At 43.4% G+C, this 16,551-nt stretch carries 16 protein-coding genes; 5 read left to right on the top strand and 11 right to left on the bottom strand.

Annotation, left to right across the window (positions count from 1 at the left end; genetic code table 11):
- Positions 1-110: 110 nt before the first annotated feature.
- On the bottom strand, positions 111-4,637 hold the full coding sequence (locus tag ACTD55_RS13510) for a PAS domain-containing protein (protein ID WP_438864866.1): 4,527 nt from the start codon (positions 4,635-4,637) through the stop codon (positions 111-113).
- 140 nt (positions 4,638-4,777) lie between these two features.
- The gene (gene recX / locus ACTD55_RS13505; protein WP_438864865.1) at positions 4,778-5,260 is read right to left on the bottom strand and encodes a recombination regulator RecX; all 483 of its coding nucleotides are present in this window, start codon (positions 5,258-5,260) and stop codon (positions 4,778-4,780) included.
- Between the two features lie 92 nt (positions 5,261-5,352).
- Between recX and ACTD55_RS13500 the strand changes: the two genes are divergently transcribed.
- The 3 genes from ACTD55_RS13500 to ACTD55_RS13490 all read left to right on the top strand — a co-directional run bounded on the left by ACTD55_RS13500 (position 5,353) and on the right by ACTD55_RS13490 (position 7,240).
- Positions 5,353-6,492, top strand: coding sequence for a GNAT family N-acetyltransferase (locus ACTD55_RS13500; protein WP_438864864.1), 1,140 nt, complete (start codon positions 5,353-5,355; stop codon positions 6,490-6,492).
- Between the two features lie 140 nt (positions 6,493-6,632).
- Entirely contained in the window at positions 6,633-7,046 is a 414-nt protein-coding gene (locus tag ACTD55_RS13495) for a hypothetical protein (RefSeq protein WP_438864863.1), read from the top strand.
- Positions 7,043-7,240, top strand: coding sequence for a helix-turn-helix transcriptional regulator (locus tag ACTD55_RS13490; protein WP_438864862.1), 198 nt, complete (start codon positions 7,043-7,045; stop codon positions 7,238-7,240). Before ACTD55_RS13495 ends, ACTD55_RS13490 begins: the two co-directional genes overlap by 4 nt.
- Positions 7,241-7,275: 35 nt before the next feature.
- Here ACTD55_RS13490 and pnuC read toward each other — a convergent pair whose 3' ends face one another.
- From pnuC to metA, 8 genes are all read right to left on the bottom strand, one after another.
- Entirely contained in the window at positions 7,276-7,896 is a 621-nt protein-coding gene (gene pnuC / locus ACTD55_RS13485) for a nicotinamide riboside transporter PnuC (protein ID WP_438864861.1), read from the bottom strand.
- Positions 7,896-8,489 carry a DUF938 domain-containing protein gene (locus ACTD55_RS13480; protein ID WP_438864860.1) on the bottom strand — a complete coding sequence of 198 codons (594 nt, stop codon included), beginning with the start codon at positions 8,487-8,489 and terminating at the stop codon, positions 7,896-7,898. The genes pnuC and ACTD55_RS13480 overlap by 1 nt, the downstream gene beginning before the upstream one ends.
- A 1-nt stretch (position 8,490) precedes the next feature.
- Complete coding sequence (locus ACTD55_RS13475) at positions 8,491-8,976, bottom strand: WbuC family cupin fold metalloprotein (RefSeq protein WP_438864859.1); 486 nt, start codon at positions 8,974-8,976, stop codon at positions 8,491-8,493.
- On the bottom strand, positions 8,966-9,277 hold the full coding sequence (locus tag ACTD55_RS13470; RefSeq protein WP_438864858.1) for a type II toxin-antitoxin system RelE/ParE family toxin: 312 nt from the start codon (positions 9,275-9,277) through the stop codon (positions 8,966-8,968). Before ACTD55_RS13470 ends, ACTD55_RS13475 begins: the two co-directional genes overlap by 11 nt.
- Positions 9,264-9,512 carry a type II toxin-antitoxin system ParD family antitoxin gene (locus ACTD55_RS13465; protein WP_438864857.1) on the bottom strand — a complete coding sequence of 83 codons (249 nt, stop codon included), beginning with the start codon at positions 9,510-9,512 and terminating at the stop codon, positions 9,264-9,266. Before ACTD55_RS13465 ends, ACTD55_RS13470 begins: the two co-directional genes overlap by 14 nt.
- Positions 9,513-9,610: 98 nt before the next feature.
- Positions 9,611-12,235: a methionine synthase gene (metH, locus tag ACTD55_RS13460; protein ID WP_438864856.1), complete on the bottom strand. Its 2,625-nt coding sequence runs from the start codon at positions 12,233-12,235 to the stop codon at positions 9,611-9,613.
- Positions 12,236-12,243: 8 nt separating this feature from the next.
- The gene (locus tag ACTD55_RS13455) at positions 12,244-13,290 is read right to left on the bottom strand and encodes a homocysteine S-methyltransferase family protein (RefSeq protein WP_438864855.1); all 1,047 of its coding nucleotides are present in this window, start codon (positions 13,288-13,290) and stop codon (positions 12,244-12,246) included.
- Between the two features lie 22 nt (positions 13,291-13,312).
- Positions 13,313-14,230, bottom strand: a complete 918-nt coding sequence (gene metA, locus ACTD55_RS13450) for a homoserine O-succinyltransferase MetA (protein WP_438864854.1) — start codon at positions 14,228-14,230, stop codon at positions 13,313-13,315.
- A 418-nt stretch (positions 14,231-14,648) separates the two neighbouring features.
- Between metA and ACTD55_RS13445 the strand changes: the two genes are divergently transcribed.
- Both ACTD55_RS13445 and ACTD55_RS13440 read left to right on the top strand, forming a co-directional pair.
- Complete coding sequence (locus tag ACTD55_RS13445) at positions 14,649-15,314, top strand: hypothetical protein (protein WP_438864853.1); 666 nt, start codon at positions 14,649-14,651, stop codon at positions 15,312-15,314.
- Complete coding sequence (locus tag ACTD55_RS13440) at positions 15,311-16,312, top strand: hypothetical protein (RefSeq protein WP_438864852.1); 1,002 nt, start codon at positions 15,311-15,313, stop codon at positions 16,310-16,312. The genes ACTD55_RS13445 and ACTD55_RS13440 overlap by 4 nt, the downstream gene beginning before the upstream one ends.
- 23 nt (positions 16,313-16,335) lie before the next feature.
- Here the strand turns inward: ACTD55_RS13440 and ACTD55_RS13435 are convergent, their stop codons facing one another.
- The gene (locus ACTD55_RS13435; RefSeq protein WP_438864851.1) at positions 16,336-16,551 is read right to left on the bottom strand and encodes a DUF3565 domain-containing protein; all 216 of its coding nucleotides are present in this window, start codon (positions 16,549-16,551) and stop codon (positions 16,336-16,338) included.

Genomic DNA, 16,551 nt, shown 5'->3' with positions numbered 1-16,551 from the left:
CCACAGGTTTAACGGGGAATTAGTGATAAAAATATAACAATTTTACGCGCGATAGATATTCAATTAAGACTCAACGCCATCCATGGCATGGTTCAGTCAGAATGATTAAATTAGATCTGCAAATGTGAATAGATCACCCGCAATGTAGTTTGTAATGATTTACGCATATTCGGCCAGAAAATCGAGATGCTGTCCACTTGCCCCTGTTTACAGGCAGCTTCCAATTGCGTACTGAGGTCGGTCAAGGGTTCAGAGTTAATCTTGTTGGCAATATTGACCAATTTTCTGGCGTTAATCAGAATTTGTCCGGCATCTTCTTTTTCTACAGCAGCGTTAGTTTTATCGGTGGCTTGTTGTAATTCATCCATCAATGAATTCAATGCAACCGGCAATGGCTCTGTACTGGCATGGTTTTGTAAAAAGGGCAGCAAGGCAAACCAGGCATCCGGACTTTCCGGCATGGGTAACTTGGCAAATTCCGGAATAGGTTTCGCCGCTTGTTTTGCGTCTTTCTGATTTGCCAATTTGGCTTCTTCCAGTTCCGCTTTATGGGCAGCCACCAAGGCCTGTTCCTGTTCGGTTAATTTTGCCTGACTACTTTCCAGTTTCTTCTGAGCATCTTGCAGGGCGTTTTCTTTACTATCCAACTGCTGTTTACTGTTTTGTAATTCTTGTTCAAGCTTTTTCAACTGCTCGGCTAATTGAGACTGATTACTATCCTGCGCGCTCAGACTTTGTTGGGTAGTGGAATACTCTTCACGCACCGCTTGCAATTGTTCAGTCAGTTGTTTTTGTTCACCTTCCAGACTGGAAATATTCTGTTCACTGTCCTGTAAGACTTTTTGTTGCTCTTCAAGCTGTTGCTGCAATTTAGATTCTTGCTCTTCGCGTTGCTGCAATGCCTGTTTAAGTTGTTCAGCTTGTTGACGAGCTTCTTCAAGTTCGGCTTGTAGTTTTTGTTCTCCGGATAATGTTTCGGTCACCTGGTTTTCAGCTTTTTGCAATTCCTGCATGCTATTTTTTAGCTGATCCTGAATCGCGGCATTCTGTTTCTCAGCTTCCTGCAAGGCTTGTTGCAACTGTTTCTTTTGCTGTTCTATTTCATCATGATGCTGACGCCATTGTTCATCGCTGCCTTCCATCATTTCCCGCTGTTTTACCGCACGAGTTTCAACATCCGCTAGCTCAACTTTTAACTGATCAAACTTCTGCTGCTGCTCCATGCGCTGTAATTTTTCTGCATCGGATTGCTGTTGTGTTTTATCTAGTTGTTCCTGGGTTTGTTGCAGACGTTGCTGTTTCTCTTCCAGTTCGCGTTTAAGCTCCAGTTGGCGCTGTTGCCATTGTTGGTCGCTTTCAGCCATTTTTTGTTGTTGTTCGGCCGTACGTTGCTCTACTTCAGCTAACTCAGCTTGCAACTTTTCAAAGATTTTTTGCTGCTTGGCTTTTTCAGCCTTTTCGGCCTCTGTTTGCTGTTTGGCGTCATTCAGTATTTGTTCGGTCTGTTGCAGTTGCTGTTGTTTAGCCGCTAACTCTTGCTGTAACGCTTGTTGTTGTTGCTGCCAGTGTTTATCTGCATCCGCTATTTTCATCTGTTGTTCGGCAGTACGACGTTCCACTTCTGCCAGTTCTTCCTGCATTTTTTGCAATTGCTGTTGCTGCTGTTCTTTCTCAACTTTTTCTTTTTCTGACTGACGTTTGGTTTCGTCCAATATTTGTTGCGTTTCCATCAGTTGTTGTTGTTTGGCTTCCAGCTCTTGTTGCAATAACTTCTGTTGTTGCTCCATATCACCTTTTTGCTGATTCGACATTTCCTCAAATTTTTGCATTTCATGTTGCAGGTGATCGATACGGCGTGCCTTGCCAGACAATTCAGCTTGCGCTCGGCGACATGTTTCTTCCAGTTCGCGACGTTGCTGTTCGGCCAGTTCACTGGCTTTACGCTGATTAAGTAACTGCTCACGCAATTTTTCTCCCGCTTCACCGGAGCTGGCAAGCTGCGACTGCAAGGTAGTGATCTGGCCACTTACCTGGCTAATTTGCTGGTCTTTCTGTTCAATTGATGATTTTAAGCCTTCGATTTGCTCAACAAATTCACTGATTTTTTGCTGCTGCTGCTGCTGTTCTTGCTGCAACCGATCGCTGGTGGCTTCACTTTCTGCCAGTTCTTGTTGGGCACGTTTATATTGTTGTTCGCTATTTTGTAATGCATCGGCAATCTGGCTGCGTTGTTTTTCTAACGCGTTCACTTTAACGCTGGATTGTTGTAACTGGTCTTCCAATTCTGCATTAGTTTGCTGGCTTTCAGCCAATAGATTGCGACTTTGATCATAATCCTGTTTTAAGCGCTGTAAATTGTCGGTCACATCCTGGTGAGCCTGTTCCAAGTCTGATAGCTTGCTCTGCTTTTGAGTTAAATCTTGTTGCACTTCCTGCAACTTCGATTCGGTGTCGGTCAATGACTGCACTTTACTGGCAAGTTGATCCTGACTACTTTCTAGCAATTGTTGTTTTTCAGCGACCCGACGTTCAGCAGCCTGTTGCAAGTTTATTGCGGCCATGCGCTGCTCATCAGCTTGGTTAATCGCTCGCATATCCATCCAGATACATAAAATGGAATCTAGCTCCTGACCTTTATACATCGGCACATAAGTCGCCTGACAGGGTAACGCCTGTTCGTTGCGCTGATGTTGCCAGACCAGGCTCTGTGCCTGACCATCCTGACGTAATTTGTCGAGTTTTTGTTGCAGTTTCTCAACCGCTTCCTGATTGGTATTCAGTTCAGGGGAATAAGGGAAAAGTCCGAATAACTCGTCTTCATCTTCAATGGCAAAAAACTCGCAAGCCGCCGGATTAAGTTTGCTAAAGCCATCTTCATTCAGCACCGCCATTGGCATACTGCTATGTTGCAACAAGCCTTCAAATTTGTCCTGATGGAATTGTTTATCACTAATATCGGAAATCCAACATAGATATTGCTGAGTATCGGGATCAAACAAATCGATATGTAACTCGCTAGGATGCAAGTCCTCGCCGGCACCTTTTAGATCAGCCGCAAATGCGCGTAACTTACCCGTTTTATGCAGTTGCTTGGCCGCTTTACCTGAATTAATCGGATCGTTAAACAATTGATAGAACGAGCCCTTTTTCATTTCTTTGGCACTTAATCCTAAGCGCTCAGTGAAAGCATTATTCGCCTGAATAATATGGTCGTCCTGATCGATAATGGCGACCGCAACCGGGGCTAAATCGAGCATTTGTCTAAACCGCTGGCGTTCCTGTTCTAACAGGGCCTGACTGGCTTTTAGCTCACTGATGTCTTCTATCAAGCCAATCAAACCGGCCATTTTTCCATCTGCTCGGCGATAGCCCTGAAGTTTAAAACGAATCGACCTCAGGTCATCTTCCGCTAACCGCAGTTCTATCTCTTTAAGCATGCCGCCTCCCATGCTCATCAACATCAGTTCATCAACATTATGCTGTTGTTTGATGTCGTCAGGTAGAAAGCTTAATTCATCGATTCCGCAGCCTCGAATTTGGCTTAATTGGGTAGAAAACAGTTTTTCAAAAGCGGCATTACAGTTAACCAGTTTTCTCTGCTCATCCATAAAATACATGGGATGAGGATTAGCCCCCAGTAGACTGTTGATTTTTAACTGATCGGCTGCATTTTGCTGTTCCAACGCTGCTAATTGATTTAAATCTTGCACCCGTATGCGTAATTGTAAGACTTCACCTTTTTCATCTTGAGCCTGTACCAAGCCGTATAATTGCGTATATGCCACGCCATCGGGGGTTAAAAAACGACATTTAAGTTCGAACGGTTGACCTTGTTTTCCCTGTTCCAACGCTTGTTTCCACGATAACCAGTCATCACTAACAATCAGCTTTTGAAGTTGTTCTAATGAACCATCGACTTCAGGTATCGGGCGCTGTAACAATCGAGCAAAGGTTTGATCGACACAAACTGTATTATTTTGATAATCAATATTCATGTGACCAAGTTGTGCCACAGCAGATAACTTTTGCTCGAAAGTTAACTCAGATTGCAACTGATCTTTAGCCTGTTGCAGGCGGGTAACATCCTGAATCGAGACCATAAAAGCCAGTTCAGAATGATTATCTTTGGCAGGACGAATCCCCACCACAAGATGCTTACCTATGTCTGCCAGCGCAATTTGTTCACTTGCGGCAATCCCATCCGACATCACACGAACTAATTTACCGGTTTCAGGCAAGCTGATGACTTCGGTTAACTCACGATTTATTAGTTGTTTCGGATCGGTCTTTAAGACTAATGCAATGGCCTGATTGGCATAAATGACTTGCCCAGCAGCGTTAAGGTGCAAAATAGCCTGCTCGGCGCCGTCAAGTTGAGCTTGCTTGTCTTGCAGCACTGTAGCTTGCTGTTGCTGAGTTTGAGCCGATTTTTTCAAGGCTGATTTAATCAGCAAAATCCAGATGGACAATCCCATTACCACCGCGGCAATAACAGCTAATCCAATATAGATCACATCGTCACTTTGCTGTTGGATAAGCCCCTGTGCGGCATAAGACATTGGACTAACAAGCAGTGCAAAAAAAGAAACAATAATAACTTTTGCCGCGATGTGGAGCTGGCCTTGCTGTGTTTTCAAGACATTTTTCCTACTTTAAAGAGTTAACTATTTACAGCATAACCACTTTTGCACCAAAAAAATGTGCTTTAAATGCCACTTGAGTGTCAATATTTATACTTAAAATACGCTTGTGACAAGATAACCAGGCTAATCCAGCGTTACTTTCGTTTTCCAAATGATTGTCTGTGAAATTCACAAGGGCAGGCATAACGCACTTGTTCCGAATTAAAACCGCGATATTGCAAATAACGCTGATGTTTTTGCTTTTCGCTAGCCTTCAGTATTGGCGACGCTTCACCGAATTTCCTGTCATGTACTATCTTAGCCAGTTCGAACCAATCCACTTGTTCTTCAAGCAAGGCGAAGTGAATCAACTCATCGCTCACGTCTCGTTCGCGTAATTCATTGCGTATACGTTGCTCGCCCTGACCTTTGGCTACACGCTGCCGCACAAAACTTTCAGCAAAACGGCGATCACTTTGCAAATCCAGTTCAATTAAACGGTTTAGCTGAGGCTCCACGTCTTTTGCGCTATAACCTCTTAACTGTAGTTTAAAATACAATTCCTTAACGCTGTGCTCCCGACGGGAAAGCAACCTAATTAACGTATCGCGAATCGTTTGTGCATTATCGTCTGTCATTGTACAAAAAAATCATTAAACAAGCCGGATTGAAACTGATAGGCTCAGTGTAATAGTTCAGACTTTTTCAAGCTAGTTGCAAAGTTGAGGTTATGCCGTTAGATATCCTTTTTATTGATCACATCGAAGCGATTAACGCTGATGAATATCAATGTTTGCAATTTAATCATTGTCCTTTTTTACAATACGAATTTTTTCTGGCCCTGGAGCAACAGCATTGCGTCGACCCAACCAGTGGCTGGCAACCGCGCTATTTAACAGCATATGAAAACAATAAGTTACTGGCATTCGTGCCTTGTTATCTTAAAACTCACAGCTACGGCGAGTATGTATTTGATTTTGCCTGGGCCGAGGCCTATCAACGACATCAATTAAACTACTATCCTAAATTGATAGCGGCAGTTCCTTTTACCCCGGTTCCCGGAGAGCGTTTAATCAGCACCAAACCGCTAAGTAAAGAACAAACCCAACAAATATTCAGCGCAATTGACGCCTACCTTGAGCAACACTCACTCTCGTCCATGCACTGGCTTTTTATTCCCGAGGCTCAACAGTCAGCACTACAGCAAGCCGGATATGCGTTACGTAAATCAGTTCAGTTTCATTGGTTTAATCGTGATTACCAGCACTTTGATGATTTTCTGGCTCGTTGCACATCACGCAAACGCAAAAGCATTAAACGGGAAAGGCAACGCATTGCTGAAGCCCAAGTTGACGTTAAACGTGTGAATGGCAAAGCGATAACCGACCATGATATGCACTACTTTTATCAATGTTATCAATCCACTTACCTTAAACGCAGTGGTCACGGGGGGTATCTCAGTCAGGGATTTTTTCAGCAGTTACGTCAAACCATGCCAGAGCAACTAATGCTGGTTTTGGCCTATCGACAAGGTATTCCTGTCGCTGCCGCATTATTTTTACATGACCAAACTACTTTGTATGGCCGCTATTGGGGCTGTTTGGAGGAAATTGACGCCCTGCATTTTGAATGCTGCTTTTATCAGGGCATTGAATATTGCATCGAGAATCAACTCAATCTGTTTAATCCCGGCACTCAAGGTGAGCATAAGATCCTGCGCGGCTTCGAGCCGGTATGGTGTTATTCGGCCCATAAATTACTGGAACCCGCTTTTCATAACGCGATAGATCGCTTTGTTGTCGAAGAAGCCACGCAGCTAAACGAATACAAAAACCAAGCGCAGAGCTTATTACCCTATAAAATCGAATAACCTCCCACAACGACGAATTAGCATTTTCATCCAATAAAAGTAAATCAAACCACTCTTTATGTAAAATAAACTTGACTTTAGTATTTCTGAGTTTATATTAAGTCAAGCTTACTTTACTTAAAGACAAAGGAGATAGACAAATGACACAGTCCAAGCAAGATAATTGGCACAACCAAGTGAAAAGCAACACCTTAAAAATGGCGTACTGGACAGGTGCATGGTTAGTTACACTGGCACTAGCCACCTTCGGCCCTATTTTTTTATGGCAGCAAACAATGTTAAGCCATGCAGCCACCATAGTTAATTTACTGGTTGGTATTGGTATGTTGGTCGCTAATCACAAACATTTGCAGGTACAGGATGAGTTACAACAGAAAATTCAGTTAGAGGCCATGGCGCTGACATTAGGCGTGGTGGTTATCGTTGGTATGGCTTACGGCACCATTCAGGGTGATCAGCTACTTAATGTAAAAAATACATTGTCGAACCTGATGTTTATCATTGGTATTACCTACCTAATTGGTGTATTCATTGGCCGGAGAAAGTACCAATGAAAAACCGATTAAAGGTATTACGCGCCGAGCGAGACTGGACTCAAGCCGATTTAGCCAACGCGCTGGAAGTATCACGTCAGACCATTAATGCCATCGAGAAAGGTAAATTTGATCCCAGTTTACCACTGGCTTTTAAAGCAGCCAGATTGTTTAAATTGTCGATTGAAGATATTTTTCAGGATGAAGAGGCATAACATCAAGCAGGGTTTAATCGATGATTAAACCCTGCTTATTTAGCTATAACAACAGGTTTAGTCACCCGAGAATAACTTAACCACCATTGCCATTGCCCCACCGCTGACATAATCAGAAAGCATAAATATAATACCGAAGTAGGATATAAACCTTTTTGCCAGTAAATGACAATGGCGACCACATCGACCACTATCCAGAACAACCAGTTAAACAGTTTTTTATGGGATAACAGCCATTGTGCCACCAGACTGGCGCAGGTGGTAAAGGCATCGGCATAAGGAAAACTGGCGTCAGTGCCATGCGCCATAACACTGCCCAATCCAATAGTGGTTATCATTGCCACCACTATCCACAGCAAATATTCGCTCAATTTGCCTGGATTGGGGCTGATATGGCCTTGTTCATCTGTGGATCTAGACCAAATCCACCATCCGTAAAGTTGAAATCCCATATAGAAAATATGCAGCAACATATCTGAATAGAGTTTGACCCCAAAGAAGATCCAGGCATATAAACTCACCTGCACAAAACCGAAGGCAAAACTCCAGATATTACGTTTGATCAATAAAAAAACGCAGATAAAACCACTGACAGTGGCGAGCCACTCAACAAGTGATGCCCCGGCAAAGCCGACCATCCATTGTTGCCAGCTCATTAGATACTCTGTTTCTGCCAAACTAATAACATATTATTAGCCGGCAATTGATATTGTTCGATTAACGTTAGTTCAGTACTCACCGCCTGCAAGTCGGCTATATCCCAAATCCCGCCACACCCTTGTAAATGCAGATAGCGGTCAAATTCCCGATTACTGTCACTGGTGTATTGACCGTCAACGTTAAACGGTCCGTACTGGCAAAAAAAGCCGGATTCAGGCAAATTTTCGGCGATCAACTGCAACATTAATCGGGTTTCATCCGGCTGCATAATATGGGTGGTATTCGCAGTAAATACCGCATCGGCTTGTGGGCAGGGCCAACTATCGCTCCCCACCGTAAAATCAACCGGAGGATGTAAATTATCAGCAGGGTACGCGCTCAGCCATTGATTGATCCCACCATGATTGCTCGGCATATCACTGGTATGCCAGTGCAAATGGGGCAAATTGGCTGCGAAAAATACTGCATGTTGACCAGTACCGGAACCAATTTCCAATACTTGACTCACGTTGGCAAAATGCAATTGCAACTTATCCAGTATCGGTTGTTTGTTATTTTCACAGGCTTGACTGAAGGGACGATGGTTCATTTTATACTCGCTCGCCAATAGCTAATGTTTGCAATTTTGCCAGAAACACATCAACGCCGGGCTCACCTTCCTGCGGCGCCCAATCAGCAAAATCCTTATCATCCATAGGCAAATAAGGCCCTTGCTTGACTTCAAAAAAAGTGGCTGGTTTATCACCCGGCACCACCGCATGCCAAGTGTTATGGGGAATTTCCAAGCCTTTGAGATCTCCCTCAGCGCTTAATCGATGGCGTTCTAGCAAAGTGCCTTGCTGATCGAAAATCAAAAATGACACCTCACCACTGACCATTAAGAAAAATTCCCATTTTTCTGGTTGGCTATGGCGATGAGGGCGAACATAAGACCCCGGCTCAAGAGTAATAAACAAGCGCTGCACCGGATCGGCTAAATCATCATGTACATTGTGATTACTGCGCAAACGGGGACTAGTTTGAGCCGCCTTTTCAAGCGACTCAAATACAGTTTTATCAAATAATTTAATCGTCATTTGGTAAGTGCCTTTGTACTAACATACTCTGATGTAATACACGCAAAATAACCAAATGTTGTGCGGTCACGCGGTACAAAACCCTGTATTTTCCTACGGTATACACGCAAACTCCAGGCAATATATCATCTCTACTGTTGCCAACCTCAGGCTCGGAACATAATAGCCATAATGCCTGCTGTAGTTTGCTTAAATAGTGTTGTTGTTGAGCGTTGCCCCACTGTTCAAGTGTATAATTGGCAATTTTAGCTAGATCTTGTTCGGCGGGTGTCGATATTCGTAAGGCTTTAGAGCTTGGCAAAAAACGCGTCCAATTCTGTTGCGTTTGCCAGATCAACATAATCACCATTGGCAATAGCACTATCGCCCGCAGCGCATGCTTCGCGTAAATTTTGCATGCTCAAGGCATAATGAGCTTCTCGTCGTTTTAACAAACGTAAGGCTTCGCGCACCACTTCACTAGCATTATTATAATCACCAGAGGCCGCGCATTCCCGCACAAACTGCTCCAGCTCTGGTGTAATATTCAAATTCATATTAATCATTACCCACTACCGAACGTAGCTGAATTATTCGCCAATTGACGATTTATGTCAAAGATTGACATAAATCGTCCTTATACCCCAAATACAAGTTACATATTCAGATTCGGTGCCAGCCAGCGTTCTGCGGTTTCTACATCCCAGCCTTTGCGCTTGGCGTAGTCTTCCACCTGATCTTTTTGGATCTGTGCCACCGCAAAATAACGGCAATCCGGGTGAGCAAAATACCAACCGGATACTGCCGCTCCCGGCCACATAGCGTAGCTGGAAGTCAGTTGCATTCCGGTATGTTTTTCCGCATCAAGTAAATCCCAAATAGCCTGTTTCTCGGTATGTTCCGGACACGCCGCATACCCAGGAGCAGGACGAATACCCTGATATTTTTCGCGGATCAAATCATCATTATCCAGTTGCTCATCAGCGGCAAAGCCCCAGATTTCCTTACGGACTTTTTGATGCAAATATTCGGCAAAAGCCTCAGCTAAACGATCCGCAATGGCTTTTACCATAATCGCATTATAGTCATCCATCTGTTCCTTATAACGCTCGGCCAGCTCATCTTCACCAATACCCGCTGTCACGGCAAACGCACCGACATAATCGGCTATACCCGAGCTTTTCTCTGCCACAAAGTCACTTAAACAGTAGTTAGCGCCTTTTGGTTTCTCGGTCTGTTGACGTAAGTGATGGCTAACCAACCTTATTTCTTTACGGGTCTCGTCGGTGTAAATTTCAATATCATCGCCGACCGCATTGGCCGGGAACAATCCCATCACCCCTTTGGCTTTGAGCTCACCAGATTCAATCACTTGATCCATCAGTGCATTAGCATCGACAAATAATTTTTTCGCTTCTTCGCCTACCACTTCATCATCCAGAATACGTGGATATTTTCCTGCCAATGACCAGGTTAAAAAGAACGGTGTCCAATCAATAAACTCGCGTAATGCTTGTAAGCTGACTTCAATAGGCTGAACCCCTAACTGCTTGGGAACAGTAGGCTGATAATCACTAAAGTCCAGCGGGAATTTATTGGCCCGTGCCTGCATTAAACCGACTGGCTTGCTGCGCGGCTGTTTGCGCGCATGCTGTTCACGAACCTTGTCGTATTCTTTAGTTAATTCTGCGGCATAAGTGGCGCGATTTTCGGCGGTAATCAGGCGCTGACAGACCCCCACTGCCCGTGACGCATTTGGTACATACGCCACCGGATGTTGATAATTCTGTTCAATCTTGACGGCGGTATGCGCTTTGGAGGTGGTGGCGCCACCAATTAATAACGGCAACTCAAAATTCTGGCGCTGCATTTCTTTGGCCACATGCACCATTTCATCCAGAGATGGGGTGATCAAGCCCGATAAACCAATCATATCGACCTTTTCATCGCGAGCGGTTTGCAGAATTTTCTCGCAAGATACCATCACACCCAAATCGATGATCTCGAAGTTATTACATTGCAGTACCACACCCACAATATTTTTACCGATATCATGTACATCACCTTTTACCGTCGCCAGCAGGATTTTACCATTGCTGCTACCAGCATCTTTTTCCAGCTCGATAAAAGGTTCCAAATAAGCTACGGCGCGTTTCATTACCCGGGCCGATTTGACCACCTGCGGCAGAAACATTTTGCCTTCACCAAATAAATCACCCACCACGTTCATGCCGTCCATCAATGGCCCTTCAATCACATGCAGGGGTTTGTCGGCTTCCAGTCGGGCAGCTTCGGTATCTTCTTCGATAAAATCGGTAATGCCTTTGACTAACGCATGTTCAAGGCGCTTATTAACTGGCCATTCACGCCATTCCAGGGTGGCCTTGGCAATTTCTTTACCATCACCTAAATAGCGCGGTGCCATTTCTAACAAGCGATCAGTGGCATCATCACGACGATTAAGAATGACATCTTCTACCGCTTCTTTGAGCTCTTCGGGAATATCGGTATACACCGCCAGTTGTCCGGCATTCACAATGCCCATATCCATGCCGGCTTTTATCGCGTGGTATAAAAACACCGAGTGCATGGCTTCGCGCACAGGATTATTGCCCCGGAATGAAAACGATACATTGGATAAACCGCCGGACACGTGGCAATGAGGTAAGTTTTGTTTAATTCGGCGCGTGGCGTTAATAAAGTCCACTGCATAATTGTTGTGTTCTTCAATACCGGTAGCCACGGCAAAAATATTCGGATCAAAGATAATATCTTCCGCTGGAAAGCCGATTTTCTCGGTCAGCAATTTATAACTGCGTTCACAGATTTCATATTTGCGATCTTCGGTGTCGGCCTGACCTGTTTCATCGAAGGCCATAACGACCGCAGCGGCACCATAGCGTTTAACCAGCTTGGCATGATGCAAAAAGGCTTCTTCGCCTTCTTTTAAGCTGATGGAATTTACAATCGCCTTACCTTGTACACATTTAAGCCCGGCTTCGATAACACTCCATTTGGAGGAGTCGAGCATAATTGGTACCCGCGAAATATCCGGCTCCGAGGCAATTAAATGTAAAAAGCGCTGCATCGCGGCTTCAGAATCCAACATGGCTTCATCCATGTTGATGTCGATAATTTGTGCGCCATTTTCCACTTGCTGGCGGGCCACATCTAAGGCGGTATCAAAATCGCCTTCCATAATCAGGCGTTTGAACATAGCGGAGCCGGTGACGTTAGTGCGTTCTCCGACATTAATAAAACTGGCTGTTTGTTGAGTCATAAAACTTCCTATGCGACGAACGGCTCAAGGCCAGATAAACGCATTTTAATTTCGCGCTCAGGGATTTGACGAGGTGCCACGCCCTCAACGGCATTGGCAATGGCTTGAATATGTTCCGGTGAGGTGCCGCAACACCCTCCAACAATATTCAGCAATCCGGATTGTGCCCATTCTTTAATGTGCACCGCCATTTCATCACCTTCCATATCGTATTCACCAAATTCATTCGGCAAACCGGCGTTCGGATGAGCCGAAACAAAACATTCACTCACATCCGATAGCTCCTGCACATACTGGCGCAACAAATCCGGCCCCAAGGCACAGTTCAAACCAAAAGACACTGGCTGGATATGACGTAAGGAATAATAAAACGCTTCGGTGGTTTGACCGGAAAGAGTGCGTCCTGACGCATCGGTAATAGTACCGGAAATCATCACCGGCAATTGTGCGCCCAAATCTTCAAATACCTGCTCTACCGCAAAGGCCGCAGCCTTGGCATTGAGGGTATCAAAAATGGTTTCGATCAAAATCAGGTCCGCGCCCCCTTCAATCAACGCATGGGTAGACTCCATATAAGCCTCAACCAATTGATCGAAGTATATGTTACGGAAACCGGGATCGTTGACATCCGGTGAGATCGAGGCGGTTTTACTCGTCGGGCCTAATACGCCCGCAACAAAACGGGGTTTGTCCGGTGTACTGTATTTATCCGCGGCCTTACGCGCCAATTTGGCCGCTTCAATATTGATCTCTTTAGACAATGACTGCATTTCATAATCAGCCATCGAGATGGTTGTGGCATTAAAGGTGTTGGTTTCAATAATATCCGCACCGGCCGCCAGATACTGGCAATGAATATCAAAAATAATATCTGGTTGAGTCAGCACCAGCAAATCGTTATTGCCTTTAATATCGGTATGCCAGTCAGCATATCGTGTCCCGCGATAATCGGCTTCTTCCAGCTTATGGCGCTGGATCATGGTACCCATAGCACCATCAAGGATCAAAATACGCTCTGCCAATGCTTGTTTTAGTAAATGTTCAGTTTGCTGCAAGATAAACCTCTACAAATCAAATTTATTTAATATCAGATAAATCATAAGGCGTGATCTGATAGACATAGTAATTTAACCAGTTGGCATACAATAAAGTGCCATGTGAACGCCATGTTACGCTGGGTGGTTGGCTCGGATCATCATTTGGATAATAGTTTTCAGGCACACTTGGATTAAGCCCTTCACGTATATCCCGCTGATATTCTTGATCCAATGTCTCAGGATCGTATTCCGGATGTCCGGTCACAAATACCAGTCGCTTGTCTTGGGAAGCCACAATATGGGCGCCAGTACGAGTCGAACTGGCCAATATATTTAACTCCGGCACCGATTGGTAATCCGCCATACTGATTTCCCCGTACCGGGAATGGGGGGCGTAAAAAACCGGATCAAAACCACGCATTAACTCATCATGTTCAAAATTGACCTGATGGGGAAAAACCCCGCACAACTTCTGTTCATTCAGTTTACGGTTTAAGCCAAAATAATGATACAAGGCAGCATGAGCCGCCCAGCATAAAAACATGGTGGACTGGACATGACGACGCGCCCAATCCATCACTATCTGCATTTTGTCCCAGTATTTCACATCCTGATAATCCAGCATCGCCAGCGGTGCACCCGTCACGATCAAGCCATCGTATTTTTTGTTGACCACCTGTTCAAACTGATAATAAAAATTATCCATGTGTGCTTTAGGCGTATTTTTGGGTGCCTGATTATCGATGCGAATCAAATCCACATTAATTTGTAGCGGCGTATTAGATAATAAGCGCAGGATTTGCACTTCCGTCTCTATTTTATTTGGCATCAGGTTTAAAATTCCCACTTCCATCGGGCGAATATCCTGATTAATCGCTCGCTCGGTATCCATCACAAAGATGTTTTCTTCGCTTAATACATTTAATGCGGGTAAATCAACGGGGATCCGGATTGGCATAACGATTCCTGATGTAATTTAGCAGACCATGCGCGTATCTTGCCAATTACCATAGAACAAATCAACATCTTTACGTCTAGACGTCTAAATGAATTTTAGAATTACATTCACGATTTTTGATATACAACGACACTCAACTTTAGAATAGTAATACCCTTGACACCATCTTGCGGATAATGGAAGAACCTTTCTTGGCGAGCATGACTAGATATACTTCAAGAATATGGAAAGTATATAGGAAAAACAGGGTTTAACATTCTTTAAAATTTTCTTGACTAACTTAATTATCTAGCTCATATATTCTTATAGTGGTTATTATTTGACCATTTGAATGCAAGCAATTGACGAAATAAAGTAATTAATAATCATTGATATACGCGATCACAACTACAGGTAAAATTACTAAAGGAATAGGAACATGCAAAAAAATTTCCCTCCTATACTTTCATTTATTCTTACAATTTGGATTGTAATTGCATCACTCAATTCCAAAGCAGTTGAAGATATTGGCAATGATATTGAACATATTGTTGTTTACGGAACCTATTATCCAATGGACATAATGTGGTTAAAGTTAGAGTTTGAATCGCTGTATCGATATCAAAACTTCTTGGATGATTACGTTAACGTAGATGAGCAACAAGCACTAAGAACGGCATGCCAGGCAGTTCTAGCGAAAAAACCAAACGGGTGTTACGGGAAACCAACGGCTCTTGCTACTCCACGCACAAATGGGTGCTCAATTCCGGGAGGTTACCCATATGAAAGTTGGAAAACATCATTTGAAGGTGCGTGTAATAATCATGACGTGTGTTATGACAATATAACAGCAAGCAAATCTTTTTGTGATGGGAAGTTTAGCCTAGAGATGGACGAGGTTTGCGATGTTATAGTTCAAAGTGCTAAGCAGAAGCAGTGTTACTCCGCATCCGGAACTTACTATAGTGGAGTGGTAATAGGTGCTATAGGGGCTTATTACACAAACCAGACAGAGGCAAATTGCGCTGCTTGGTGGTCATCTTTTGATGAAACTTGCGGCAAGTTAACAAGTTATATTTATAAACTTGGAGGTTGGATGTCATGAAGACAATTACAAAAACTTTCATTACTGTGATGTTAATGATTTGTCCTTTAAGCTCAACAATTGCAGTCACCGATTCTCAAGATGATATATTGCCAGATTGTAGTTATGTACAAGTAGATGATGTAAATAAAACTCAGCAGAAATCTCGTAAAATCAATAAGGCTCTCGTATCTTACGCCTCCAGCAGTCAATCAGTTTATCGTTTGTTATGGTTGATGAAGGAACATACGAAGACAGATGAAGCTGTTATAGAATGTTTATCCAATACTTACTATGAACCTTTAGAACCTATTTCCCGCGAAACATTGACTCAAATGTTACCCAAAGTAGAATTAGTATTAACGTACTTTAGGATGGGTTCAGATGGCCTAATTGCAGCTATAGATAATGGCAAGATTTCAGTAAATGAGAATTTTTCAATATATGAAAATCAAAACGTATCATTGATCGGTCTTTTATTAATGAATGAACGTGGGCGGATACCATTCACATTAGCTAAAGATCTTATTGATCGCGGAGTTGATATTGTTCCATTAGATTTGTTATATATCGGCTATGGGAAAACCAAAGATTATAAGTTGATCGAGTTATTGGTTGCTCAATTGGACAGTGATGAAATACGGCTGATGTGGACAGAGCCAGGCACAACAAGTTTACCTTGGGATATTCTTTCCAAGACAGCAGCGTTTGGAGACAATAAAGAGTTGGAAATTATGCTTGAACGACATGTTGGAGATAATAGCTATGCTTTATATATGCTGCTTTCCAAGCTTAAAAATGAAAACAATCAAAATCCTGATGAAACCTCCAGGCTTATAAGCAATATAAAAATATTGCTTGAGCATGGTGCCAGAATATTTTCTTCCTCTATGGATATTGTTCAATCGAAGTTGATTGAATCGGAATCACCGGGGCTTTTGAAACAATATGGACAATCAAATGATGAACTTACAAAATTGGAACGTAAGTTTTTAAATGATATTTTAAAGCTGGATTAGTAACAGTTGTTCATATCTCAGATCTAAACTAAATGTTTAACATCCCTCGGTGCACCTTCATCACATTTTTTGCAATTAAGTTGGTGACCCAACATCGATTGCCTGCCCTGTTCGGTGATGACCCACGGGCGATTTGTCCAGGGCGGGTTGTGCCGCACATGTTGAAAATGTCCACACACCAGCTCGGCCACCCAATGTTGTTCTTCATCCAGATGATAGCCTTGAATCGGTTGCTGCAT

Origin of the sequence: Neptunicella sp., assembly GCF_048268085.1 — a bacterium.
In the GTDB taxonomy this organism is placed as follows: Bacteria; Pseudomonadota; Gammaproteobacteria; order Enterobacterales; family Alteromonadaceae; genus Neptunicella.
Note: the sequence above shows the minus strand (reverse complement) of the source record. Positions and strands in the feature narration are given on the sequence as shown.

Coding starts and splice junctions, on each gene's coding strand:
- ACTD55_RS13495 (WP_438864863.1), top strand. CDS start 6,633: ATGACACAGTCCAAGCAAGATAATTGGCACAACCAAGTGAAAAGCAAC.
- ACTD55_RS13445 (WP_438864853.1), top strand. CDS start 14,649: ATGCAAAAAAATTTCCCTCCTATACTTTCATTTATTCTTACAATTTGG.
- ACTD55_RS13490 (WP_438864862.1), top strand. CDS start 7,043: ATGAAAAACCGATTAAAGGTATTACGCGCCGAGCGAGACTGGACTCAA.
- ACTD55_RS13475 (WP_438864859.1), bottom strand. CDS start 8,976: ATGACGATTAAATTATTTGATAAAACTGTATTTGAGTCGCTTGAAAAG.
- ACTD55_RS13480 (WP_438864860.1), bottom strand. CDS start 8,489: ATGAACCATCGTCCCTTCAGTCAAGCCTGTGAAAATAACAAACAACCG.
- metA (WP_438864854.1), bottom strand. CDS start 14,230: ATGCCAATCCGGATCCCCGTTGATTTACCCGCATTAAATGTATTAAGC.
- metH (WP_438864856.1), bottom strand. CDS start 12,235: ATGACTCAACAAACAGCCAGTTTTATTAATGTCGGAGAACGCACTAAC.
- ACTD55_RS13500 (WP_438864864.1), top strand. CDS start 5,353: ATGCCGTTAGATATCCTTTTTATTGATCACATCGAAGCGATTAACGCT.
- ACTD55_RS13440 (WP_438864852.1), top strand. CDS start 15,311: ATGAAGACAATTACAAAAACTTTCATTACTGTGATGTTAATGATTTGT.
- ACTD55_RS13435 (WP_438864851.1), bottom strand. CDS start 16,551: ATGCAGCAACCGATTCAAGGCTATCATCTGGATGAAGAACAACATTGG.
- ACTD55_RS13465 (WP_438864857.1), bottom strand. CDS start 9,512: ATGAATTTGAATATTACACCAGAGCTGGAGCAGTTTGTGCGGGAATGC.
- pnuC (WP_438864861.1), bottom strand. CDS start 7,896: ATGAGCTGGCAACAATGGATGGTCGGCTTTGCCGGGGCATCACTTGTT.
- recX (WP_438864865.1), bottom strand. CDS start 5,260: ATGACAGACGATAATGCACAAACGATTCGCGATACGTTAATTAGGTTG.